We start from the raw sequence: 25,829 nt of genomic DNA, 5'->3' as shown, positions 1-25,829 counted from the left end.
AATAATTATAAATCAATATGAGCGCTAAATAAAGATGTCATCTAATTCTTCATGAATTTGATTGAAAAATAACAATTTGAATAGTTAAAAATCATTTTGTTTGAAATTATTATGAAAATAATAAATCGAGACATACGAAAAAATGGTGATTTTGAGCAGGATCAAACGATCTTTTAGGGATAAAAGCAATTCATTTCTAATTTATATAAATCATTTTATATTTCTATATTTACAGCTGACCTCTCATATGATATTTTATACATGAAAACGAATTCATTCAATATTATTTGAATTGTTTCATAATTATATCAACGGAAGGTGAAGGACTTGGCAGCTGAGAAATTGAAAGCACGTATGATCGTGGATAAGTCGTTTCGGATCGCGCAAGTTGATAACCGTATTTATGGTTCGTTCATTGAACATCTGGGCCGCGCTGTATATGGCGGGATTTACGAACCCGGCCATGAAACCGCGGATGCAGGCGGCTTTCGTAACGACGTGAAGGAACTGATCAAGGAACTGGATGTCCCGATTATAAGATATCCCGGCGGGAATTTTGTATCGGGCTATAACTGGGAAGATGGCGTAGGTCCTGTTGCCGAACGGCCAAAGCGGCTGGAGCTGGCCTGGAGAACGCTGGAGCCGAACGATGTCGGCACGAACGAGTTTATATCCTGGGCCAAGGAAGTGGGCTCGGATGTCATGATGGCCGTGAATTTGGGTACTCGGGGGATCGACGCCGCCAGAAATCTGCTGGAATACACCAACCATCCCGGAGGCACATACTGGAGTGATCTAAGACGCAGTCATGGTTATGAACAGCCGCACAAGATCAAGACCTGGTGCCTTGGCAACGAGATGGATGGACCTTGGCAGATCGGACACAAGACCTCGACGGAATACGGCCGGCTTGCGCTGGAGACGGCAAAAGCCATGCGGCTTGTCGACCCCACCATTGAACTGGTTTCATGCGGAAGCTCGAGCACGGGAATGCCGACATTCCCTGAATGGGAAGCCGTGACGCTGGATCATACGTACGAGGCGGTTGATTACATATCGCTGCATCAATATTACGGCAACCGCGATAACGATACCGCCAACTATCTGGCCCTTTCCCTGGATATGGATCACTTTATTCATACGGTCAAATCCACCTGCGATTACATCAAGGCTAAGAAACGCAGCAAAAAGACGATGTATCTCAGCTTCGACGAGTGGAATGTCTGGTACCATTCCAATGACGCCGACAGGCAGATTGATCCATGGAGCATTGCTCCGCCGCAGCTGGAGGATGTGTATAATTTCGAGGATGCCATTCTTGTCGGCAGCATGCTGATCACCTTCCTGCGCCACGCAGACCGGGTGAAGATGGCTTGCCTGGCACAGCTCGTCAACGTAATCGCGCCGATTATGACCGAGAACGGCGGCCGTTCTTGGAAGCAGACGATCTTTTATCCGTATCTGCATGCTTCCAAATTTGGCCGGGGCGTATCGCTGCTGCCGATCGTCGAGTCACCGAAGTATGATTCCAAGGATTTTACCGATGTTCCGTATCTGGACAGCGCGGTTGTTCATAACGAAGAGGATGAAGAAATTACGATCTTTGCCGTGAATCGTCATCTGGAGGAAGCATTGGAGCTCGAATGTGATGTGCGCAGCTTTGCAGGCTACCGGCTGTTGGAGCATATCGTGATGGAGCATGAGGATCTGAAAGCGGTGAATACCGCATCCGAGGAAAGAGTCAAGCCTCATCATCAGGGTGGAGCTAAGCTTGATAATGGCATGGTTACCGCAAGGTTGGGCAAAGCATCATGGAACGTTATTCGCTTGAAAAAAGCTTAAGGAAATTCACGGGGTAGTTGAATCATGGACTGCCCCATCTCCCAAATACTCATATCAAATTACACACATTATGAAAGCGCTTTATTTCTGGAGGAGAGCAGAAGTACGATTTTTGAAGTGTAGGTTTGTATGAACGAACATTAAGGGAGGTCCAGTAGGATGATGAAAAAATGGATGGTTGTATTCATGGTGTTATGTTTGACGCTGTTTCTGTGGGGGTGCGGTAAATCGAACAATGCCGGCGGCGAAACCTCGGTTCTGGATGGCGGGGCAGGGGAAAGCGCTACGGAGTTGTCTTATTGGACGTTTGTTGAGCTGCATGGCCAGCATTTCGAGAAAATGCTGGCAAAATGGAACGCTGAGAATCCCGAACGCCAAATCAAGCTGAACGTGACGGTCATGCCGTATGACGACATGCATAACAAATTGTCTATTGCGGTTCAATCGGGGACAGGGGCACCCGACATTGCGGATATCGAGCTTGGGAAGTTTCCGGATTTCCTGTCCGGTACGCCGCAGTTAGAACCGCTCAATGACGTGATTGATCCATACCGGGAGACCATCGTCAAATCCCGAATTGACCTATACAGCAAGGAAGATGTGAATTACGGCATCCCGACCCATGTTGGCGCATCCGTTGCCTTCTATAATACCGAGATTTTGGAGGAGGCCGGGGTCAACTATGAGGATATCGTAACTTGGGAGGATTTCAAGCAGGCGGGAATCCAGGTGTATGAAAAAACGGGCAAGTACATGGGAACAGCCGATACAAGCGCAGCCTGGCAAGCTTCCATGCTATTGGCACAGCAAGGTGCGGATCTGACGGACGATTCCGGCAATCCGATCGTGAACTCGGAAGCGATGGTGAAGGCGATGACGCTGCTCAAGGACTTGCAGGATAACAATGTCATAGCGACCATTGCCGGCGGCCAGCCTGATACCGAAGAAGCCTATGGGGAGTTTAATGCAGGAAATTACGCTACGGCTTTTATGCCGCTGTGGCAAATGTCCAGATACACCAACTACATGTCCGACTTGTCCGGGAAAATAGCCATCGCGCCGATTCCGGTCATTGAAGAAGGAATGCCAAGATCGGTTGGCGGCGGCGGCACCGGCACGGTCGTTACCAAGACCGCAAAAGACGTACAGTTGGCGAAAGACTTTCTGGCATTCGCCAAGCTGTCCCTGGATGCCAATAAAGAGATCTGGAACACGCTGGGATTCGATCCGGTTAATATGGACGTTTGGGATATGAAGGATGTTACGCACAATGCCGAGAATCAGTTCGTGAAATATTTTGTCAATAACCCGTTTGATGTGTTGAATGAGATCCGGGATGAAATCCGGTTAATCAAATCGACCTCCGCATCGCCTACCATCAATAACGTCCTGTGCACCACGACCTTTAACGAGATTTTTGAGGATGGCAAGGACATTACCGAAGCACTGAATGATGCCCAAAAGCAAATTGAACAGGAATTGAAATGACACTCGCTCATACGGTACAAAAACGAAGAGCTGCTCATGGATTCGTCGGTGAGCGGCTCTCATTAAAGGAGTAGAATCATGATTAAAAAATTTCTGTACTCGCAAAAGGTTGCTCCTTACGTGTTTGTCCTGCCCTTTATTCTGGTATTCCTCATATTCTGGGTGTTTCCGCTGGGCAGCTCGTTTAGCATGAGCTTTCAGAAGACGCAGCTCGGGCAGGAGGCGGATTGGATCGGCTTGGCTAACTACGGGAAGCTGATGGGGGACGGCGTCTTTCTGAAGGCGGTGACGAACAGCGCGATATACATGATCCTGACGCTCCTTATTCTCATTCCGTTTCCCATGCTGTTCGCTGTGCTGATCAACAATAAGTTTATGTGGGGAAGAGAGTTTTTCAAGTCATCCTTTTTCTTCCCGGCACTGACGTCGGTTGTTGTAGCAGGCACCATTTTTCGGCTGATGTTCGGCGAGATGGAAGGGTCGCTCATTAACAGTATACTGGGGTGGTTCGGGATCGACCCCGTGAAGTTTCTGAAGGGACAGGTTACCGGTTTTATTGCTCTGGTAGCTCTTGCCACATGGCGGTGGACGGGAGTGAATATGCTCTATTTTTTATCGGGGCTCAAAAACATCCCGGGCGAATATTACGAGGCGGCATCCATCGATGGGGCTTCGGCCTTTCAGAAGTTTACCAAAATCACGATGCCTTTGCTGAAGCCGACCACGATTTATGTGTTAACGATCAGCATTTATGCGGGGCTTGCCATGTTTATCGAGAGCATGATGCTCTGGAACGGCAACAACTCCCCGAAAAATATAGGCCTCACAATCGTTGGTTATCTGTACCGTCAAGGCATTGAGAAGAACAATCTGGGTTATGCGGCCGCTGTAGGGATTGTGCTGCTGGCAATCACCATGCTCATTAACCTGACGCAGCTGAAGCTCTCCGGCATGTTCAAGAAGGAGGATTGAGGATGAGAAGAGAAACGCTGGTCAAAATAATCCTCTTCATTTTGTTCTCCATACTTTGCTTTTTAATCCTGGTCCCTTTCTACGCCGTCACCATTGCCTCGTTTAAACCCGGCGAGGATTTGATCCGGTATGGACTGAATCTGAAATTTGATCTGTCGGTGATGAGCCTGGACAATTTCACCTACCTGTTTACGGGCGACCACTCCTACTTCATGTGGTTTTTTAACTCCTTGCTCCTTACGGTGGTGCAGGTTACGTTAACCCTGCTGGTCAGCGCAACCGTTGCTTACGGGTTTGCAGCCTACGATTTCATCGGCAAGAACTTCTTGTTTATCTGCGTGCTTCTGATTATGATGGTTCCTTTTGAAATTCTTCTTCTTCCGCTATACTCCCTGACGTACAACCTGGGCCTCATGAATTCATACTCGGCGATAGTCCTGCCGGGGATCGCAAGCGCGGCCACGATTTTCTTCTTCAGGCAGTATTTAAGAGGGGTTCCAAAAGAAATGATTGCGGCAGGGCGGGTGGACGGCGCGACGGAATACGGAATCTATATGCGGTTGATCCTGCCTGTGATGAAGCCATCCTTCGCTGCTATGGCGATCCTGAACGGCATGAACAGCTGGAACAACTTTCTGTGGCCGTTCATGGTGCTCAGCGACGATAGCAAGTATACCCTTCCGATCGGATTGAAGACGCTCTTGACCCCTTACGGGAACAACTATGATTTATTGATTGTCGGCTCCTTCTTCTCGATCATTCCGATCTTTATTTTGTTCATGGCCTTCCAGAAGTATTTTATCGACGGAATGACGGCGGGGGCGGTGAAAGGATGATCGCTTGATTGACAGGAAGAACCCGACCTTGCAGGCGGCACCCCAAATCCGCTATGATACAAGGAAACACGCGTGCTTACGTGTTTGATTTGATGAATGAGGTGACCGTACCCTTGCATCCTGTAACTCGGGCTCTATTATGGATAGGTGGCGCTCTAATTGTGATCGGGCTGCTGTGGCCTGTCATTGGACGATTTGTCGGCCGGCTGCCAGGTGACATCGTGGTGGATAAACCCCATGTCAAAATTTATTTTCCGATTGTAACCTGCCTCGTCATCAGCGTGGTGGGCTCGTTGATTCTGTTTCTGATCCAGCAGTTTCGTAAATAGCAGGGATATCATCAGAAAAACGTCTATCGACTTACTTTCTTTAGAAGACAGACCGCGGTTAGGGGATGTTTTTCTTGCGATATCAGGAAGGCTTAAGCTTCGGAGTTTATACTCCTGATATCTTAAAAACCAGGCCGGCTAGGGCAAACCCTTAGCCGGCCTGGTTACATGTTAGAGAGAAACTTACTTCTGAATGATGGTAATCTCGGCATTCGGATCCAGGCTTCTCACGATGGATTTGAACCTGGGCATCTCCAGAATGTGAACCCGATAGACCAGCTGCATCGAACCGATGGTGTCACCATCATGCATAGCGTCATCTTTCGTGTTAGGAGCTTGGGATTCATACCCCATGATGGCTTTCATGCTGTGTCTGATTTCCGCTTCGCTCACGCTGAGAATTCGGACCTCTCGTTTAAGCGGAAGGCTTGAAGTCGTAATGCGTCCGGTCTCCAGCGCCATCAGGCATGCGATTGCAGAGTACATCGCTCGTTCCCAGCCGAGCAGCAGTCCGGCCAATGACAGTACGAATGTATTGACCATGATATGGACGTATGGCAGCTTTAAACGGGTTAACAGATGTGACATCTGCTGCGGCATCTTGGGCATTTGGAGTGTGTCCAGGACGACGCCGTAACGAAGGCCGAGTCCGATGCCCAGCCCAAGGATAATGCCGCCGATGCCTGCGCTCCCGATGTTGCTGTCAATGAGAGCGGGAACCGGAAAAAACAGGATCGAGCATACGGAAAAAGTAAGCAGCCCGACGGTGGCAATGACGGCTTTTTCCCGGTTGGACCTACGGTAGGCCAGCAGGAGCAGAGGCAGGTTTAATGCAAACAGAAACATGCCGGTATGAAGTCCCGTCAGATGCGAAGCGAGCGCAGAGATTCCCGTCACGCCTCCCGCGATGATGCCGCTGGGAACAAGAAATAAATCTAAACCGAATGCCGCTATCAGGCCTCCGATGGCAGCCATGCTCATTCTTCTTCGTGTACTTGCCTTATTTACGACCTTTTGCGGACCGTTCGTTACCCGGACCGGGGCTTGAACCATAGGCAATGTACCCTCCTTTATCCGCTAGCACTTTCATCCTTTAGCTTCGGTTTAACCGGTTTCTTCTCCTTATAGTCTTTAAATTTAATGATTTTGTTCAAGAAGTTATACACATGCTTGGACTCCTTGGTGAGCAGCGGTCCGAGTATGGCCAGTATCAGCACATACAGTGCTGCGAACGGCTGAATGAAGGTTGCAAGCCCGCCCGCTTTACCCATATTCGCGAGAATAATGGAGAATTCTCCGCGGGATACGATGGTCAGACCGATATTGGAGGATGCTTTGGAGGACAATCCCGCACTGCGTCCTGCAAGCATGCCTGCAATAAAGTTGCCAAGGAGCGTGATGATCACGGCGATCAGCGATAACCACACAGCTCCGCCAAGCTCGGAAGGTACAATCGTTAAACCGAAGCTAAAGAAGAATATGGCTCCAAAGAAATCACGGAATGGTAATATCAAATGCTCAATGCGTTCACGATGCTCTGTCTCAGCCAGGACAAGCCCGACGAGCAGAGCGCCGATGGCCTCGGCGACATGAATCGTCTCGGCGAATCCTGCGAGGAGGAACAACGCGCCAAAAACAACTAAGGCAAACAATTCGTTCGACCGTATATTTAATGCTTTATTCAGAAGCGGTACGGCTTTACGGCCGATAATAAGGACAAGCAGCATAAATCCGAGGGCGATCACCGCAGATAACAGTACTCCGCCCAGCGATGATGATCCGCTCAATACGAGGCCGGACAGAATAGAGATATAGACAGCCAGGAAAACATCCTCGAACATGATAATACCAAGAATCATCTCGGTTTCGGGATTCGCCGTTCTTTTCAGGTCAACCAGCACCTTCGCTACGATCGCGCTTGAGGAGATGGTGGTTATTCCCGCAACAATGAGTGTTTCCGCCACGGGGAAACCGGAAAAGATCCCGATCATCAGTCCAAGCGTAAAGTTAATGGCAATATAGATGCTGCCGCCGACAACGATGGACTTCCCTGATTTGATTAACCGGCCGACCGAGAATTCAAGGCCAAGATAGAACAGAAGGAACAGCACGCCGATGCGACCCATAAAGTCGATGAATGGGGCACTTTCTATAAAACGAAAATCGAATGATCCAAAATGAAAAGCATGAGGCCCTACCGCCATCCCCACCAGAATGTAGAAAGGGACGACGGAAAACCGGAGTTTAGCTGATAGCAACCCCGCCAGGGCGATCAGGAAAATCGCCAGTCCAACTTCTAAAACCAAATGATCCATTCATCAACCACGTCCGTTCATCAAGATTTGTTTAAATAGCCGCTGTTGTTGACGTTCACCGACGACAACGAGAGTCGAGTCCGGCGTAATAATAACGTCAGGTCCGGGATTGATTTGTTTACTGTTTTTATCGACTGTGGCAATGATGGTTGCACCTGAGGCTTGCCGTACGCCCAAATCACCAATCGATTTGCCCGCCCCGTAATAATGGGGCTCGATGCGATACCATTCGATAATCAATTCGTCCAGCGCGATGTCGATCGTTTCCAGCGCTTTAGGTTTATAAGTGAGACCGCCAACGATGGCGGCAATTTGGCGAGCCTCATCATCATCCAGGGAAATCATGGAGATGCTTTCGTCCGGATCGTCATGCTCATAATGGTACATTTCACGGCGGCCGTCATCGTGGATGATAATGACCAGTTTATCGCCACCGCGGGTATCAATTACGAACTTCTTACCAATTCCGGGCAAATCTGTTTCGCGAACATGCATAGGTTAAAATCCTCCTAAAAATACACTTTTTTAGTTTTTTGCAGACCGGTCACACGGATCTCAAAATATACGCAGCCAAATACAACAATCCATTCAGGATGAAATTGTACAGTCTTTAATAAACCTATGTGCATACGTAAATCATCACAGGTTGATCGTAGGGTTGCCTGAGAAATGAGAAATTGGGCGAATTTAAGAAACCGCAGTCAGTTTGAAAGCGAAAAAGGGGAGGATACTAAACGAACTTCGATGTGTATTTAATGGGGAATAATAATAAAAGCCGGAGTCGAAGCGGGATGATCGGCCGATAAGGCAGACGTGTTTTGGGAGCCTGCAGCATGAGAACGGCCGACATCAATAAGAACAGCGGCAAGGCGTTGCCGGCTGCCTTAAGTTTGGAGAGAATGTGAGAGTGTTTCAGAACAGCCGCTTTCAGATGATGGTCATGCTTGTATACATACCGCTCATCATGGGTTTCGCTGCTGTAGTACTCCTGGACGGGAATGTAAAGGGCAAATGCCGTAACCAGAACAAGTACCAGCATCCAAAGAATTCTTGCTGTTTTTAAGAAACGGTTCACGGTTACTCCTCCCTTCGTCCCAAGCTTCTATGTTAATCATAACATAAAAATAATCGTTCTCAAAATGAGAACGATAAATTATTTTTGAACACTTTAACAGATTGATTATATTTTTTACATTATATTGAAACGGGACTTGTCTTACTTTTTACGAAGTTTATCGTAATTTTCCGTATCGGGATCGATATCGATTTTCGATTCATCTTTGTCTTCCAAAACGCCAAGGACCAGATCGTCGAGTTTGTCGGTTGCGGCTTGATCCGGACGATCGGGCTCGGGAATAGGGTCAACGCCGGGGAACTGTCCGTCATATTCAGGTTTCTTTTTATTCATCAGGGCCTCATTCCTTTCTGGCAATATTTTGGCACAAAAGGATCTGTTATATGTAACGAATAAACGCGGGGGTTGAAAATGAAACAAGGCAAGCGATCATCAGCATGCAATAGTCTTTCTTCTATGTTATGTAGCCCTCTATATATCCATCTGCTATATAAGAAATATGCTAGAATGTAGTGGAGGAATATTATACCAGGGGGTAATGTTAGTTATGAAGAAAAAAATGCTGTGCTGCACCATCGCTTTATTGCTTGTGTCCGGTTCGGTTGTTTCTGCTCATCCGGGAAGAACGGATGCCAATGGCGGGCATACCTGCCGTACCAATTGCGAACGCTGGGGTCTGTCTTATGGCGAGTATCATTATCATAATGGCGGAGGGAGCTCTTCAGGCAGCACATCGTCTTCATCGACGCCTAAAGCCAAATCATCGAAGAATAGTACGACAAAATCCACTGCGCCGAAGCCGGCAGCTCCTGCTTATGCCAAGTCGGGTCTTAAAGTTTTCGTTAACGGCAGCGTGGTGAAGTTTGGCAGTGAGCCGTTGGTGTATAACAACGTCAATCTGGTGCCGCTGCGGGAAATCGCCGAAGGAATGGGAGCTGAGGTTACCTGGAATCGCGAAGCGGCCAGCATTGGCGTGCAAAGAGGCAATCATAAAATAACACTTACGATTGGCAGCAAAACCGTCTTTTACAACGGCAAATCGGAATCCGTTACGGTAGCTCCCAAAGTGATCGACGGCGTGACGTACGTTCCGATTCAGGTGTTTGCAAGAGGGCTTGGTGCTGGCGTGAACTATACCGATCATGATAAAATTCTGAGAATCTCCTTATAGGAATAAAGTAATTAAAGCTTCAAACGCGGGTGAACAGAGAGAGGTGAACATACTTGAGTTTTTTTGATAAATTTAAGGCCGGTGTGTCCGACGCTGGAAACAAAGCCAAAACCCTGGTAGAGATCAATCGGTTAAAGCTGCAGAACAACGGTAAAAAAAGTGATATCGATGAACAACTCCTGGAAATCGGCAAGGTTGTATTTGCTTCTACCGAAGCAGGGAAGTGGCCGCCGGATCAGGAGGGCATTCAAAGCTACGTAGCCAAGATTCATCAATTGAATTTTGAAATCGAACAAAATCTGCTCCAGATCGCCAATCTTACGGATGAGAAGGTATGTCGAGGGTGCGGGAACAGCTCAGCGATGAATGCTAAATTTTGTGCGCATTGCGGCCGTACGTTCGAAGTGATCCAGGTGCAATCGGAAGAGCAGCGTAACGAAATTCCGCTTCTGGAAGACGGCAGCAATCAAGAGGAGCCGAAATAGTGTAATCGGTCCAATTCTCCTCACTATTTTGGGCGGGCCGATCAATTGGAGCGGGAGCTTATTCTTGCATGTGTGTTGTGCCGAACAATAACACGAGCTGTAAAAAGGGACGTCATGGTCCTTGATGTCAGGATGAATGTTTTTGTTATAGATAGAGCCGCACCCTGGTTTGGGAAGACCGGGGACGGCTCTTTTCTTTTTGTCCGGGGTGAAGGAAGCTGCAAAACATTACAGAATGATTATAAAGGTGAGCTAACTCACCATAAAATCGTTATATAGTAATATTAGCTTACTAGCTGAGGGAGTGAGGACATATGCCGATGAACAAGGCCTGTAATGATGAGTTATTTCAACATGGGAATCGAAGGGTGTCAAGGCTGCTTAAAGGTAACGTTCTATTGCTTCCCGTCTGTGTATTTCTGATGCTCCTTGCTGCCGGGTGTAACAAGACGGACTCTGAGGGAGAACATCCGCCGGAGAATCAACCGAAGAGCGCATCCATCAGCATCGTTATTTCCAGTCTCGGGATGACGTTTCCTGCCGGGATGGACGAGAATGACAATCCGTATCTGAATTACATTGAAGAGCGCACGGGACTTGAAATCGGAGTTAATCTTCCGCCGCCTGAGGTATACAACGAGAAGCTGGATGTCATTATGTCCTCCGGCAACTTGCCGGATATGCTTCATACGTATGAACCGGTGTGGTTCGACAATTATGTCAAGCAAAAGGCATTTATGCCGCTGGATGAGTTAATCGACAAGTACGGCCCCCATCTAAAGGAGAAAATTCCGCCGGAGGTCTGGGATCGGGTTCGATATGGCGGTAAAATCTATGCGGTTCCAAGCTTGAATGAGGTGACCGGGGCAGAGCTGATGTATGTCCGAAAGGATTGGCTTGATCGGCTTGGACTGGAGCCGCCCGAAACACTGGAGGAATATTACGAAGTCATCCGTGCCTTCACGCTCGATGATCCGGACGGCAACGGTGTGCAGGATACGATCGGCCTTACGCTGACATCGAATTTGGGCAGGTCTTCCCCGTTCTTCGGCGCCTTTGGCACCCAGCGTAATATGTGGTTTGAACGGGACGGGCAGCTGGTGAACGGAAGCATTATGCCTGAAACAAAGGAGACCCTCGCGTTTTTTGCCAAGCTGTATCAGGAGAATCTGCTCGATCGGGAATTTCCTCTTAACCTGCAAAATAATCTGTTCGAAAAAATAGAAAACGGCACGGTGGGCCTCTTCTCCGCAGCATGGTATGATACGCGGGGACCGATTGCGGCCAATATGAGCAAGGATCCGGAGGCAAAGTGGATTCCGCTACCGTATCCCACGGGACCGGACGGACTCAAAGGGGTAGAGGGCAAGGATATTATCCGCGGCTACAATGTCATTCCCGCTGAATCGGAGAAAGCAGCCGAAGTGATTAAGTTTCTGGACTTTATCGCCAGTGACTATAAGACGCTGAAGCTCGGCTTCGAGAACGAAATCTGGCGTTGGGAGGACGGGGCGATCGTGACGGATTTTGCGCTTCACGACAAGCATTTGTACCGTGGAATTTATCAGTCGCTTGTTGATGTGCCGGACCAAATGCTGTTTAAGGAGCGGCTTGACTCACTAGGCGATTTCAACCTATACAACAACTTGCAGATGATTCATTCGCATATAACTCCGAATGCATTCTATGGCGTTCCCACACCAGCCATGACGAAGTACAGCAATAAGCTTAAAAATCTGGAGGACGTGTTTACGAAGATCATTATGGGGCTGGAGCCGCTGGATGCCTTCGATGACTATGTGAAGAGGTGGAAAGAAGAAGGAGGAGATGAAATCACGAAGGAAGTGAATGAATGGTACTCCAAACAATGATGTCGGCCGCCAAAGGAGGGGGGACTCGAATGATGGCGTTGATTCGCTGGGTCCGGGATCGGTTTTCGCAAAATATTCAAACCCGCTTAACCGGTTATTTTCTGCTGATCCTGCTGCCGCTGGTCATCATCAGCCTGTTTGCGGTGGAACGGTCCCGGGATATTCTGTATGAACAAGCGGTCGAGCGGACGGAGATGGCGCTTTCGTCAGCGATGAATCATTTTGATCTGGCGCTGCAAAACGTGGAGGAGATATCCACCCTGATTGCAAGCGATCCTGGAATGAATGAGCTGCTGAACAAAAACAGCACCAACTTCTCTACTCAATCGATTGTGGATTTCAAGCATATTTTGGAACAGCTATCGAATTCCGTATCGGTGAACCGGTTTATATCCCAGATTACAGTGTATCATCGGGCTTCCAACAGGTTTATCTCTACCCATTACGGCGGCAAAGAGCTGAAGGGCGAGACACAGCAGGAGTGGCTCGTCGAAGCTGCCCGGAGGAATGGAACGGGGATATCCTACGTGATGTCGGAATCCCCAGTGGCGGAGGGCATCACTTTTGGCCAGATGACGAATACGGACAGCGTCTCCTTGATTCGTGCGATGGACCTGTACAACAGCGAGCGGCAGTCGAATCTGCTGGTGGTATCTTTTAACAAGAGCAAGCTGTTAAACATCATCAAGACGCTGCTTCCCTCCGAGAACAGCCGTATCGCCCTGTTGAACGAAAAGGGAGAAGTGGTGGTGGAGACCGGCAGAGTGCATGAGGATAACATTTCTGATAAGGATATGACCGTAACCATTGACTCGGATTACTCCACATGGCGCCTCGCGCTGGTTCAGCCGAAAAGCGAGCTGTACAAAGAGACCGATCAGTTGCGCCTGTTCACGGTTGCGATCATCGGGTTAAGCATCCTGCTGGCCATCATTATTTCATGGGTAGTTTACAGCGGAATTGCCTCACCTGTGTTGAAGTTGTCGCGCGGGATGAAGCGGCTCAGCAGTGGGGAACTGAATATTCATGTCGATACCAAGCGGAAGGACGAGTTCGGCTTTCTCATTCAGTCGTTTAATAAGATGGCCGTCGTACAGAAGCATCTGATCGAGGATCATTATGAGCAGCAGCTGCGATTAACGACGACGGAGCTGAAGTTTCTGCAATCCCAGATCAACCCGCATTTTCTATACAATACACTCGATTCGATCTACTGGACGGCCAAAAACTATGATGCGAATGAGATCAGCGAGATGGTAATGAATTTGTCGAAGTTTTTCCGGCTGAGCCTGAACAAGGGGAGGCAGGTGTTCACGATTGAGGAGAGCATCACCCATTTGCACTACTATTTACGAATTCAGCAGCTTCGTTTCATGGACAATTTCACCGTGGATTATCACATTTCGGAAGAGAGCAGGCATGTCCCGCTCCTCAAGCTGCTTCTTCAGCCATTGGTGGAGAATGCCATCATTCATGGCATGGAGGGTAAATCCTCAGGAGGGAGCCTGGTCATATCCAGTAGAATTGAAAAGGGGCAGACCGTGGTCATCAGCGTACAAGATAACGGGCCGGGGATTAGGGAAGAACGGCTCCGTTATATTCAGCATGAACTGGAGATGATGGGCTCGCGCAGCGTGCCGGCGTCTTCCCAGGATGAGGAGCATGTGAAGGATCTGTTCGGCCTTCGGAACGTGCTGAGCCGAATGAAGCTGTATTATGGCAGGGAGGCCCAGCTCACGCTTTACAGTGTCTCAGGGGAAGGCACAACCGTCACGATTTCCATTCCGCTGGATCGCTGCAAGGAAGTTAACCTGAAGTAGGTACTCATATATAGATGCTCGAAAGGGGAAGACATAAATGAATCTCATGATTGTGGAAGACGAACCCCGGCTGCGTAATGCACTGGCTTACAATATCCCGTGGGACATGCATGGAATTGAAGTGGTCGGTATGGCTTCCAATGGCGTCGAGGCGCTTGAGCTTGTGAGTCGGAAGAAACCGGATATTATGTTGATCGATGTGCAGATGCCTGAAATGGATGGACTGACGCTCCTCGGCGAGCTGCGAAGCCGGCGGGACATCAGCCGATTGACAAAAATGATCATTTTGAGCGGACATGATAACTTCGAATTCGCGCAGCTGGCGCTGGAATACGGGGTGTCCAAATATTTACTGAAACCTGCCGGCGAGGAGGATATTCTCGAAGCGGTGCTTGAAGCGAGGCAGCAGCTGCGGGAGGATTTGGAGCAGTGGCAGCGCAAGGCTGCGTTGGAACAGAAATGGAAAGACAATCTCCCGCACCTGCAAAATCTATTTTTTATCCAATGGGTGAGTGGCAAATATACAAAGCAGGATGTTCTTAGCAAGAGCAAGGAATTATATATTCCGTTGAAGGAGGAAGACCGCATCGCGGTAGCCGTGGTGGACCTGGACCCGCTGCCTGAGCATGAGACCCGTTTTCAGCGGGGGGATGTCGAACTGCTGCAGTTCACGATGCAGTGCCTGGCCAAGGAGCTGTTGTCCCATCCTTTTCTCTGGATCACGTCGGATTCCGGAAGTATGCTGCTGATGGTGTTGATCGTGAAAGAAAACCAAGACGCCAAGGAGGCCATGCTGCGGCTGAATGCCGCTGTATCCAAGCTGCTCTCCCAGACGAAGGAAGTGCTGAAAATAACGGCAAGTGCCGGCATCTGTGCTTCGATCGGGGCGATTGAAGATATGAGCCTGCTGTATACGCAAGCCTGCCGGGCACTTCAGGACCGCGTCGTGTACGGACACGACCTCGCGATTCCTTACCGGGAGCAGCTGAGGCATATCCAGGGCGTGATCGTGCAGCAGAATCTGGAGAAGACGCTGGAGATCGCGCTTGAAACCGCGGACGAGACGAAAGCCCTGGAGGCACTGAAGGGATTATGGGAAGAAGCCTTCTCCAGATCCGAATCCTCGGATGAATTCCATGAGGCGGTTCTATACATGAACAGCTTCTTTACCCGAATGATCCAGAAGCAGGGCTGGACGGTAAAAAAAGTCGTTGGCGAGGATATCGATTTCTTCCAAAACGTCAAGCTGCTAAGCACCAAAATGCAAACTTGGTCGCTCTTGGAGCGCACGGTGAAGCATATCGTTTCCTTTATGAGCGAGCAGCGGAAAACGACAAGCCATCAGGTGGTGAAGGATATCCTGAACTTGCTTGAGGAGGAGATGAATCAGGAAATTACGCTGCATACGGTGGCAGATCGGCTCTATGTCAATTCTTCCTATCTCAGCCGGCTGTTCAAGCAGGAAATGGGGGTTGTCTTCTCGACCTATGTGCTGGAACGCAAAATGGAGCGGGCCAAGTCGCTGCTGCAGGAAGGACTTAAGGTGTACGATGCCGCCCGGCTGGTCGGGTACCGCGATGTCAGTTATTTCACCAAGGTGTTTCGGAAGTATTGGGGGGTGAATCCGGGGGAGTTTAAGGGGTGATTGATAGGGATCGGCTGGGGGGGTGTAAGGGCGTAAAACTCCTTCGCTCTTTGTCGCTCCACGGTCGTATCGTTCCTCCAATCGCTGTTGTCGTCGAATTTCCGGAATGGATTTTACAGAGGAAGAAATTCAGCTCCAAAGGCGACCGCATTTGCTTTTCCGGAATCGATTCGTCCTCTCCGCTGGTCCGCGTGGGTCCTAACCACCCAAAAGCCTCCCCCTAGAGGTTGGGGGAAGGGAGAGATTGAAAGCCCGCTGCGCGGTCGTATCGTTCCTCCAATCGCTGTTGTCGCCGAATTTCCTGGAATGGATTTTACAGAGGAAGAAATTCGGCTCCAAAGGCGACCGCATTCGCTTTTCCGGAATCGATTCGTCCTCTCCGCTGGTCCGCGTGGGTCCAAACCACCCAAAAGCCTCCCACTTGAGGTTGGGGGAAGGGAGAGATATGAAAGCCCGCTACGCGGTCGTATCGTTCCTCCAATCGCTGTTGTTTCCAAATTTCATGAACGATTTTATTGTGGTGGAAATTTGGCTCCAAAGGCGACCGCTACGCTTTTCCGGAATTGATTCGCCCGCTCCGCTGGTCCGTGTGGGTCCCCATCCTCCCCCATGATAACGGGGGGAGGGGGCAAAACGCAGCACAGCAGAGCGTGCGCAGTTACATAAACTAACCAAACGAGCCGTTCGGGGCGTACATCCCGAACGGCTCGTTTGGTTTATACCCCCAGCCCCAACCATCGGCTGGGCGGAAGTAATCACCCGCGCAGTGGTTGAGGCTGGGTAGGCCAAGCTCGGAGCGGAGCAGCGTGGGCCTTGTTTGGCGATGAAGCACGGCAATGCCGTGTGCTTCGGATGCCAACTTCATTCTTGAGCAAGCTTCAACGGAGCAGGCGGAATTGTTCTGGAGAAGCGTGAGCGGTCCCCTTTATCCCCGGATTTCAACATTGTTTCATTCATTCATAAGAAATCCGGGGGTAACAGGGATCGGAAGAACAATCCGCATGCGGAGTGATGAACAATCCTCTTTTTTCGATGAAGATTCAAATGGGGGCTAGGGGTTCAAATGGTCCTAGTGTTTTGAAAGCAAATGCTTGAAATTTCAGTTATGAATTTCGTTGGCAACGGTTCACTGATCGTCATAAGTTAACACCCCATGAAACACCCACCGCAACCTCATGGCATAATTACTGACGTCCATGCCCCAACACAACATCATATTACCATAAATAGTAATGATCCTCGCCTACTCAGTCCCTGCGCCGGGAATTACAATTTGTAGTAACCAAGGAGATTGAATCAATAGAAAGGGGGAGACGAGTCGATGAAACCCACGATAGAACCATCGCCGGCACCGTATAGAGAGATGAAGAAAAAACGAGGGTACTGGGGCCGATTAGGGTCGGACATATGGAAAGAGTGGGATCTTTATTTGCTGCTCGTACCGGGCATCTTGTTCATTTTGCTGTTCAAGTACACGCCGATGTACGGCATAACGATTGCATTTAAGGATTTCAACATCTTCACCGGATTTGCCGACAGCCCGTGGGTGGGATGGAAGCACTTCGAGAAGCTGTTCACGTCGCCGGACTTTGCTCAGGTATTCAAAAATACGGTCATCATCAGCTTCCTGAAAATCGTGATCTTGTTTCCGCTCCCCATCATTATCGCCCTGATGCTCAATGAGCTGAGGAATATGGTATTTAAGCGCACGGTGCAAACCGTCATCTATCTTCCGCATTTCTTGTCCTGGGTCATCGTCGGCGGATTGTTTATCGATATCCTCTCAACGAACGGAGGAATCGTCAATAAAGTTTTGGTATCCCTGGGAATGGAGCAGATTGCGTTTTTCCTGGATAACAGCGTGTTCCGAGGCGTGCTGATCACCTCGGCAGGCTGGAAGGAAACGGGCTGGAGCACGATCGTATACTTGGCAGCGTTTACAATGATCGATCCGATGCTGTATGAAGCCGCGAAGATCGACGGGGCCGGACGATGGAAGCAGCTGTGGCACATTACGCTCCCCGGGATCGCCCCGATTATTGTCCTGATGTTTATTCTGCGGCTCGGAAACGTGCTGGAAGCGGGAACGGAACAGATTCTCGTCATGTACAATCCGGTGGTGTACCAGGTATCGGATGTCATTGGAACCTATGTATACCGGCAGGGTCTCGGGAACCAGGATTACAGCTTCTCGACCGCGGTTGGCTTGTTCGAAGCCGTGATATCCTTCACATTGGTCATCATGGGCAATGCCATGAGCAGAAAATACTTACAGCGCGGGATCTGGTAAAGAAAGGGTGGCGCAAATGGATCACAAAAAAGCTTTGGAAGGAACAAACACCACCCGAGGTGTCATCCAAACGTCGTTTTCGGAAAAATGTTTCTCGGTATTCAATTATACGTTCTTCATCGTCATGGGTTTAACGACCCTGCTGCCTTTCATGAACCTGATCGCCAAATCCTTGAGCAGCGAGGGAGCCGTCATATCGGGTCAGGTTGGGCTGCTCCCGGTCGGGGTTCAATTCGAAACGTACAAGTACGTGCTGCAGGATTCCATGTTCTTGAATTCGCTCAAGGTATCCATTTTTCTGACGATCATCGGAACAGCTTGCAGCTTGTTTCTGACTACGTTGACGGCTTATCCGTTGTCCAAATACCGGCTGCGGGGACGGAAAGGCCTGCTGTTGATCTTCGTATTCACGATGCTCTTCAGCGGCGGACTGATTCCGACGTACCTGCTCATGCAAAATTTGAATCTGGTGAACTCCTTCCCGGTGTTATTCCTCCCGGCGATGGTGAACGTGTACAACATGCTCATCATTAAAAACTATTTCGAGGGGCTTCCGGATGAGCTGGAGGAATCCGCCAAGCTGGACGGCGCGGGGAATATCCGCATCCTGGTTTCGGTCATTGTGCCGCTCTCGCTTCCCGTTATGGCAACGATCGGATTGTTCTTTGCGGTCGCTTTCTGGAATGACTATTTTGCGGCGATGATCTACATTACCGATCCGGCGATCAAGCCGATGCAGCTGTACCTGAAGGAGCTGCTGGTTTCGTCCAGCGGGGACTTCCTGAAGGATAATGTCGACGCCGCGATTAACGCGACACCTCAGTCCATACAAGCTTCCTCGATCCTGCTGGCAACGATCCCGATTTTGCTGGTGTATCCATTCCTGCAAAAGTATTTTGTTAAAGGCGTGCTTGTAGGTTCGGTTAAAGGTTAGATTCATCAGAGCTTACTTAATAAAGGTGGTGATGCGCTTCGTATTGTCAGATGGCAGAATTCATTGAATTTCTCAATCACAAGGAGGGTTATCCATGATTAAGATTAAAAAATCCGCGGTACTGGCCGGGATTCTCGGATTCACGCTGGCGCTGTCCGGATGCGGCGGCGGGGGAGGCGGCACGACGGACACGCCGGCGGCTCAACCATCGGACACACCGGCAAGCACCCCGAAGGATGAGGGGAACAAAGACACAACGGCTGAAAAACCGGGTCTGCGCATGATCATGCAATATGGATTGTTTGATCCGAAGACTGAGTATGTGGCCAAGTACATCCAGGAAAGAACCGGATTCAATGTGGAATACGAACTGCTGCCGGCTGAGAACGCGGATGAGAAGCTGAACCTGCTCGTATCCAGTAAAGATAACTATGATTTGGTGAAATTGAATGCACTTCAGTTCTACAATCTGGCCTCTGCAGGAGCGCTCGAGCCGATCGATGAGCTTCTGGAATCCCACGGCAATTATATTAAGCAATCCATTAAGCAGGAGTCCTTCGGCAGTGCCACCATCGACGGGAAGATTTACGGCATTCCCGAGACTGGGGCAGGAGTAAGTATCGGCGAGGCACTGGTGGTCAGACAGGATTGGATGGATGAATTAGGACTGTCCACACCGACGAACGCCGATGAACTGTACAATGTGCTCAAAACGATCAAAGAGAAGAAGAATGTTATTCCACTCACAGTGAGCAATAAGGCTCCAGCTATCTATGGTAACATTGCCGCAACATTTGGCGTTTTCACCGATTGGAAGGAAGTCGATGGCAAATTGGTGCATCGGGCTGAACTGCCTGAAATGAAAGAATATCTTACTTTTATGAACAAACTGTACAAAGAAGGATTGCTTGATACCGAGACTCCGATTAATACCGCACAGAAATCCATTGAAAAATTCTCGGGTGGTAAAGCTGCGATGTATGAACTGCCTTGGTGGAGCGCCGGGACAACGATTGAGGCACTGACGAAAAATTTCCCGGAAGCAAAAACATCCATTATCCCTTACCTGAAGGGCAAAGATGGTAAGGCTGCTATTGGAGTTAAAACGAATACAACTTGGTATGTGGCTATCCTGAAATCTTCGAAGAATAAGGAAGCTGCCATGGATTTCCTCAATGCGAAGTTGGAGCCTGAGACATTTAAAGGCATAGCGCTTGGTAAGGAAGGCGTACACCATGAAGTTAAGGATGAGAAATACTATCCGATTCTGCCGATATTTAACGATGAACTGAATAATGCAAGCAACTTCCTAACCGGGGTAGATGAAGAAAAGTATCCGATCTACTGGCAAGCACGTGTACGTAAAGATCCTGTTCTTCAGGCGCATTTCGAAGAGTATCAGAAAAATGCCGAAGGAATTATGGTTGTAGATCCTATGTCGACAGCTCCGCCTATTGATGCCGTATCCAAAAACCAGCTGAAATTGTCTACTATGCTCGATGACAATGTGCTGCAATTCATTTCCGGAGCGAAGCCGATTGATGCTTACGATCAATTCCTGGCTCAATGGAGAGCTGAAGGTGGAGCCGATATGGTGACCGCAGCAAATGAATGGTTTCAATCCACGAAGTAAATGACCTAAACGAAAAAGCAGTCTGCGCAAGCAGCTGCTTTTTCAAAATTCGTAAAGGAGGTGACAGTTGAATTTATATTTACGTGATCGTTCATTCTGAATAGGAGAAGGGTGGTAATCATTTGATGTATCGTTTATTTCGCAGGCGGATCGCGCTGTTTCTCAGTCTGTCACTGATCGTTTCTCTCATCGTTCCGGTTGGTTCTTCCGCGTTCGCGGATAACGAAATTCCTCCGGTTCAAAGCGAGGGTCCCGAACCGGTTACCCTGGTCTCCCAAGGCGGAGAGAGTCTGGAGTTCACGGATATCAACGTGGCGGGCGATACGGTGGAAGGGAAAAATGATTATTTGGCGCTGTATACCAGCGGCGCAACGGTTACGGGTTCCGTATATACCGATGAGGTATGGGTGCCTACGCTTCATGTTGCGGTCTCTGTGGATGCCGGCGGTCAAGTGCTGGACATTCTCGGACCGGACGTCGATCCTCCGACTACTTGGGATCCGGGAACGTTGCTTCCAATTCCGGCCGGTGGTTACGTTGTAGTGGCTGGCGGCGCCAATGCGTGGGATCAATCTGCTTTTCAGAAACCTCTCTTCAATCATAACAAAACGGGAGATACGGTGAAGCTGATGCGGGCGGGCGAAGAAGTGACTGCGGCTGATTTCCTGCCGGAGCAGCCGGGGCCGGGTCCAGGTCCGGATCCGCTGCCACCCGAACTGCATCTGATTACACTAACTGATACGACCGTGGATATTCCGGTCATTGAGATTGCGGGTTTTGTGGCAAATTATGCCGCAGATCAGGATTTAAGCGTAACGGTTAATGGCGATGAAACTGCGATTACGGCGGAAGGCATGTTTCGCACGAATGTTTATTTGGAGCCGGGCCCGAACGCGGCTGAGGTGAAACTGTTTAAGGGAGATGGCGAACTGGCAGTCCAAACACTGAATATCGTGTACGAACCGATCGAGAACCAGGATTATATTGAAGTCGAAGCGGCACCGAAGGATATTACGATCGACATTGAAGGTCCGCGCAAGAAGCTGGACTATGTCGACAAGGATGTCACGGGCGTGCCAAACATCGTGGCGATTTTTACAAGAGATTACGGCAATTCCATCACGATTCCTCAGACCAATGTCGCCGTGCAGGTGGATGCCAACAACCGCGTATTACGGGTGATCAATCCTTCGATCAACGGGAAGCCGCCTGTATGGACAGGGCCGACCGAGCTTGAAATTCCCGAAGGCGGTTATGTGCTGATGGCACAGGACAACAGCTATGCAGGTAATAACATCAAGCGCTATTTAGCCGAGAATTTTAAGGTCGGGGATATGATCAAGCTGCGGAAGAACGGGGAAGTGGTTCAGGTACGCGATATCATGAGCGGCAATGGCCTTATTGCACGGCTCACGCTGGATAACCAGACGATGTACACCGTAACAGAGGGCAGTACCGCTATCACGGGGCGCATCGACAACATGGAAGACATTACCGCGATCAAACTCCTAGTGAACGGTAACGAGGTGCCTTTTGAAGCGGATGGTACCTTCACGCATAACTACACGTTAACAAGCGGCACCAATTATATCGAAGTCAAAGTGATGAAGAATGACATCGAGCAGGATGTACGTCATCTTGCGGTGTTTGCAAGACCTGATTTCTCCCCGGAAAAAGAAGTCATTCTCTGGGTGGACCAGGCTTCCAATGTCAGAAAGTTTAAAACGAGCGAGGATGTTTTGGCATTCTTGCAAAAAGCCAAGGAAACGGGCGTTACCTCGGTGGCATTTGATGTGAAGGGCGTTGAAGGTTATGTCTCTTATAAGAAGAACGATTTGACGGGCAGACCTTATGTCAGCGAGATCAAGGCACCCGAAAAAGCAGGCGCAAGTCCGGATCTGGACTTATTGCAGGAGTTTATTGATCATGGTCACGCACTGGGATTAGAGATTCATGCGGCGATCAACGTGTTTGCCGAAGGATCGATTGCCCATAACGAGTATGCGGTTCTGAACGATCACCTCGATTGGGAGGAACGTGTATATTTCGCGGAGAACAATGGCGAGATCAAGCGTCTGCGCGAAAGCAAAAAGCAGGGCTTGGTAGCCTTTGTCAACCCGTCCAATGACGAGGTTCGCAATTATCAGCTTCGAACATTCGAAGAAATCATTAAGAACTATAATGTGGACGGCGTTGTCCATGACCGGAGCCGATATGACAACGAGGGGGCCGACTTCAGCGACGAAACCCGCGTGAAGTTCGAGCAGTTTTTGCAGGCCCGAGGCAAGCAGCTTAACCAATGGCCAAACGATATCTTTTACTATGAAAACAATGTTCGGGTATACGGCCCGCTGATTCAGGACTGGTGGGAATTCCGCTCGGGGACGATTCAGAGCTTCTTCGGCGAAGTGAAGGATCTGGTGGATTCCTATGAAGTTTCAACAGGCAGAAAGATCGAGGTATCCTCTTATGTTGGATCCTGGTATGAAACGTATTATTTGAACGGCGTGAACTGGGGCAGCAAGAACTTCCGGTTCAATCCCGCGCTCGGCATGCCGGACGAATCGGTGTATACGCCGGAATACTATCAAACCGGGTATATCGAGTATTTGGACTTTCTGATGATCGGGGCTTATCAAACCACCAGCCAGGAAATCCAGAAATATATAACGCTCGGCAATATCGTAACGAACGGTGAAATTCCGCTGTATGCAGGCATTGCCATGAACAATGTGCAGGCGCCGGCCGTGCAGCGCGAAGTGTTCCAGGCAGGGCTGAAGTCCACGAACGGCCTGATGCTGTTTGACGCATCCCAGGTCAACTGGCCGATCGCGGCGGCTGCTCTCCAAGATAAGGAGTGGGTTAAGGATTACCAGCTCGGGATGAGCTTGCCGGGAAGTCCGGATTCGTTCCTGGAAGGCAATTTCTATAATATCAACCGAATCGAGGGTAACGTCAATGTGATGACGGAAGCCTTCGGATACTCCACGGGCACGAACCGCTTCGGGGTTGAAGTGGTGGTGGACCACACGGGCCATGTGACCCGCGTGGTCAACCGGAACCAAGCGATCAACTGGAGCTGGGGAGCGCCTGAAGAGAATAACAGCGTTATTCCGCAGGGAGGCTTTGTCATTTCCACCCTGGACCCGTCAGGCACGAGAACGCTGCGTCAGCTCGTTGCCAATGCCTACAATACCGGGGATCAGGTTCGTTCAGCCGTATTAAGCGGGCTGATGGATGACGAGGGCAAAGAGACGCGCGACAGCCAGCTTGCGCTGAAAGGGCTTGTGGAAGTTCTCGGGCCCGGTAATGCAACTGTCAAGGTGAACGGCGCCGATGCGACTCTGTCGGCGAAAGGTGAATTTACAGCTAATGTGCCTCTGCAAACAGGCGTCAATTCGATTACTGTGGACGTGTTCGTTGACGAATTCAAAACCAACAGCAAGACGTTTGAGGTCATCCGGACTACTACGGGAGAGGGCGGATCCGATCCGGGTACTCCGGGCGGAGGATCCGGTTCACCCGGTGGAGGATCGACAACACCACCTCCTAATCCGTCGGAGCCAGAGCGGTTGAGCATCAAGAAAGAGACGGCACCGGGCGGTGGGACGGTTATCGTAGCGGATGCGAGCGAGAAGGGCATGCTCAGCGACGTGGAACGGCTCAGCAAGCTGCCGGCGACTTCACGCGTGCTTACGTATTCGGTGACCGACGCTTCGGATTCCGTCGTTCTTCACTTGCCTGTTCAGGGGTTGAGTGCTGCCGTGAAGGACCTGCCGGGGGGCTCCATTGTGTTGGAATCCTCCCAAGGCCGATTGGAAATTCCGCTGCATTCGCTGTCGGAAGCTTTACAACAACGAGGTACGGCGGAAAGTCTGCAAATTCGCGTCGCTTTAGCTTCAAAAGAAGAAGAGGATCGGGTAAAGGCAGCGTTGGAGGCAGGAGCCTCCAAGCTGGATGCATCACTTTCCATAACCTTAGCTTGGAAACAGGGGGATACGTTATCTGCGCTGCCAGCGCTTAAGGGACCTTACGCTAAGTTTACCAAGGCTCTATCCAGTGTCGTCAGTCCATCCCAAACGACGGTGCTGCGGATGGATCCGGCATCCGGCAAGCTGGTCTTCGTACCGGCGCTCATTCGCACGTCGAACGGTAAATCCCAAGCGGAGTTTAAGTGGAGGGATAGCGGCGTTTACTCCGTTGTCTCCCATGCGAAGACGTTTGAGGATTTAAGCAGCCATTGGGCCCGCGAGGACATTTCGCTGCTGGCTTCGAAACAATTGATCGAGGGATTAAGTGATACTCGTTTTGGCCCGAACGAACCGATCACGAGAGCGCAGTTCACGGCGATGCTCGTCCGTGCGCTCGGATTGAAGGATCAGGGTGACCATGCGAGCTTCCAGGACGTGAAGGCAAACGATTGGTATGCAGCCGCAGTCGCTACGGCAGTGGAGCATGGGCTGATCGAAGGCTTTAGCAACGGTACGTTCCGTCCGAACGAGGAGATCACCCGTGAGCAGATGAGTGTCTTGCTGCTCCGTGCACTGAAGCTTGCCGGTACGGATCTGGAGACAGGAAATACGGACTCCATTTTGGAAGGGTTCAAGGATCGTGAACACATTGCGTCCTGGTCCGAAGAGGCCGTGTCGGCCATCGTCAAATCCGGGGTGATGGAAGGACGTTCTTCTGACCGGTTCGTTCCGGAAGCCCATTCTACCCGGGCTGAGGGAGCGGTCGTATTAACTCGAATGCTGCAAATGGCTGAATTCATTAACCGTTAAACGCAGAAGACCCGTTCGTTAATAACGAACGGGTCTTTGTTATACATAAGGCTTTTGAAGTAACGTAGCAGTGAACTTGAAGTGCTACCTTTTTTGAAGAAGTCGCACTGGTCGCCCTGGGGTAGGGGAAATCCTCATAACAGCTTTATGATCCATCGTGGGATGTAGAGAATAACATCAAATATGAGAGTAGTGGTCATCTCCATTCGCTCCAATTTTGTTCTTCCGGGCCAGTTAATCTTTTTCATATGATGAACCTCATTTCAAGTGGATTTGTTGGACTCGTATCGAATCAAATTCTTAAAGATAAATACGCAGGGATTAAATGGAAGTTCCAGTGAA

Annotated in this window: 21 protein-coding genes; 15 read left to right on the top strand and 6 right to left on the bottom strand. The window is 49.8% G+C overall.

Translation table 11 applies throughout. The features are described 5' to 3' along the window. Positions 1-354: 354 nt before the first annotated feature. The 5 genes from arfA (at position 355) to M4D81_RS02780 (ending at position 5,467) form a co-directional block, all read left to right on the top strand. Positions 355-1,842 carry an arabinosylfuranosidase ArfA gene (arfA, locus tag M4D81_RS02800; RefSeq protein WP_260064451.1) on the top strand — a complete coding sequence of 496 codons (1,488 nt, stop codon included), beginning with the start codon at positions 355-357 and terminating at the stop codon, positions 1,840-1,842. Positions 1,843-2,001: 159 nt separating this feature from the next. Next, positions 2,002-3,330, top strand: coding sequence for an ABC transporter substrate-binding protein (locus M4D81_RS02795; protein WP_260064378.1), 1,329 nt, complete (start codon positions 2,002-2,004; stop codon positions 3,328-3,330). Between the two features lie 78 nt (positions 3,331-3,408). Next, entirely contained in the window at positions 3,409-4,302 is an 894-nt protein-coding gene (locus M4D81_RS02790) for a carbohydrate ABC transporter permease (RefSeq protein ID WP_194541558.1), read from the top strand. Positions 4,303-4,304: 2 nt separating this feature from the next. Next, positions 4,305-5,138: a carbohydrate ABC transporter permease gene (locus tag M4D81_RS02785; RefSeq protein ID WP_071222826.1), complete on the top strand. Its 834-nt coding sequence runs from the start codon at positions 4,305-4,307 to the stop codon at positions 5,136-5,138. 113 nt (positions 5,139-5,251) lie between these two features. Beyond that, positions 5,252-5,467, top strand: coding sequence for a DUF2905 domain-containing protein (locus M4D81_RS02780; RefSeq protein WP_071223055.1), 216 nt, complete (start codon positions 5,252-5,254; stop codon positions 5,465-5,467). A gap of 183 nt (positions 5,468-5,650) precedes the next feature. Here M4D81_RS02780 and M4D81_RS02775 read toward each other — a convergent pair whose 3' ends face one another. The 5 genes from M4D81_RS02775 to M4D81_RS02755 form a co-directional block, all read right to left on the bottom strand. After that, entirely contained in the window at positions 5,651-6,520 is an 870-nt protein-coding gene (locus M4D81_RS02775) for a YitT family protein (RefSeq protein WP_260064450.1), read from the bottom strand. A gap of 17 nt (positions 6,521-6,537) precedes the next feature. Next, a complete protein-coding gene (locus tag M4D81_RS02770; RefSeq protein WP_071222828.1) occupies positions 6,538-7,782 on the bottom strand; it encodes a cation:proton antiporter in 1,245 nt (414 codons plus the stop codon). A gap of 3 nt (positions 7,783-7,785) precedes the next feature. After that, positions 7,786-8,277, bottom strand: a complete 492-nt coding sequence (locus M4D81_RS02765; protein ID WP_071222829.1) for a cation:proton antiporter regulatory subunit — start codon at positions 8,275-8,277, stop codon at positions 7,786-7,788. 235 nt (positions 8,278-8,512) lie between these two features. Continuing rightward, positions 8,513-8,857, bottom strand: coding sequence for a hypothetical protein (locus M4D81_RS02760; protein ID WP_260064375.1), 345 nt, complete (start codon positions 8,855-8,857; stop codon positions 8,513-8,515). Positions 8,858-8,998: 141 nt separating this feature from the next. Continuing rightward, complete coding sequence (locus tag M4D81_RS02755; RefSeq protein WP_071222831.1) at positions 8,999-9,190, bottom strand: hypothetical protein; 192 nt, start codon at positions 9,188-9,190, stop codon at positions 8,999-9,001. A gap of 214 nt (positions 9,191-9,404) precedes the next feature. Between M4D81_RS02755 and M4D81_RS02750 the strand changes: the two genes are divergently transcribed. The 6 genes from M4D81_RS02750 (at position 9,405) to M4D81_RS02725 (ending at position 16,462) form a co-directional block, all read left to right on the top strand. Continuing rightward, the gene (locus M4D81_RS02750) at positions 9,405-10,028 is read left to right on the top strand and encodes a copper amine oxidase N-terminal domain-containing protein (RefSeq protein WP_216533710.1); all 624 of its coding nucleotides are present in this window, start codon (positions 9,405-9,407) and stop codon (positions 10,026-10,028) included. Between the two features lie 53 nt (positions 10,029-10,081). Beyond that, positions 10,082-10,513, top strand: coding sequence for a zinc ribbon domain-containing protein (locus M4D81_RS02745; RefSeq protein ID WP_260064373.1), 432 nt, complete (start codon positions 10,082-10,084; stop codon positions 10,511-10,513). Between the two features lie 314 nt (positions 10,514-10,827). After that, a complete protein-coding gene (locus M4D81_RS02740; protein WP_260064370.1) occupies positions 10,828-12,384 on the top strand; it encodes an extracellular solute-binding protein in 1,557 nt (518 codons plus the stop codon). Between the two features lie 29 nt (positions 12,385-12,413). Then, entirely contained in the window at positions 12,414-14,204 is a 1,791-nt protein-coding gene (locus M4D81_RS02735) for a sensor histidine kinase (protein ID WP_260064368.1), read from the top strand. 37 nt (positions 14,205-14,241) lie between these two features. After that, on the top strand, positions 14,242-15,849 hold the full coding sequence (locus M4D81_RS02730; protein ID WP_260064367.1) for a response regulator transcription factor: 1,608 nt from the start codon (positions 14,242-14,244) through the stop codon (positions 15,847-15,849). A 244-nt stretch (positions 15,850-16,093) separates the two neighbouring features. Beyond that, positions 16,094-16,462, top strand: coding sequence for a hypothetical protein (locus M4D81_RS02725; RefSeq protein ID WP_260064366.1), 369 nt, complete (start codon positions 16,094-16,096; stop codon positions 16,460-16,462). 54 nt (positions 16,463-16,516) lie between these two features. Here M4D81_RS02725 and M4D81_RS02720 read toward each other — a convergent pair whose 3' ends face one another. Further along, on the bottom strand, positions 16,517-16,714 hold the full coding sequence (locus tag M4D81_RS02720; RefSeq protein WP_260064364.1) for a hypothetical protein: 198 nt from the start codon (positions 16,712-16,714) through the stop codon (positions 16,517-16,519). Positions 16,715-17,170: 456 nt separating this feature from the next. Here M4D81_RS02720 and M4D81_RS02715 point away from each other — a divergent pair, with 456 nt between their 5' ends. The 4 genes from M4D81_RS02715 (at position 17,171) to M4D81_RS02700 (ending at position 25,487) form a co-directional block, all read left to right on the top strand. Then, on the top strand, positions 17,171-18,139 hold the full coding sequence (locus tag M4D81_RS02715; protein WP_071222838.1) for an ABC transporter permease: 969 nt from the start codon (positions 17,171-17,173) through the stop codon (positions 18,137-18,139). A 16-nt stretch (positions 18,140-18,155) separates the two neighbouring features. Then, positions 18,156-19,073, top strand: coding sequence for a carbohydrate ABC transporter permease (locus tag M4D81_RS02710; protein ID WP_071222839.1), 918 nt, complete (start codon positions 18,156-18,158; stop codon positions 19,071-19,073). Positions 19,074-19,167: 94 nt separating this feature from the next. Then, on the top strand, positions 19,168-20,706 hold the full coding sequence (locus M4D81_RS02705; RefSeq protein ID WP_260064361.1) for an extracellular solute-binding protein: 1,539 nt from the start codon (positions 19,168-19,170) through the stop codon (positions 20,704-20,706). A gap of 125 nt (positions 20,707-20,831) precedes the next feature. Continuing rightward, the gene (locus M4D81_RS02700; protein ID WP_260064359.1) at positions 20,832-25,487 is read left to right on the top strand and encodes an S-layer homology domain-containing protein; all 4,656 of its coding nucleotides are present in this window, start codon (positions 20,832-20,834) and stop codon (positions 25,485-25,487) included. The last annotated feature ends 342 nt before the right edge of the window (positions 25,488-25,829 follow it).

This window comes from Paenibacillus sp. p3-SID867, from assembly GCF_025142895.1.
Lineage (GTDB): Bacteria > Bacillota > Bacilli > Paenibacillales > Paenibacillaceae > Paenibacillus_AQ.
The sequence above is the reverse complement of the archived record's forward strand: the minus strand, read 5'-3'. Positions and strand labels throughout refer to the sequence as shown.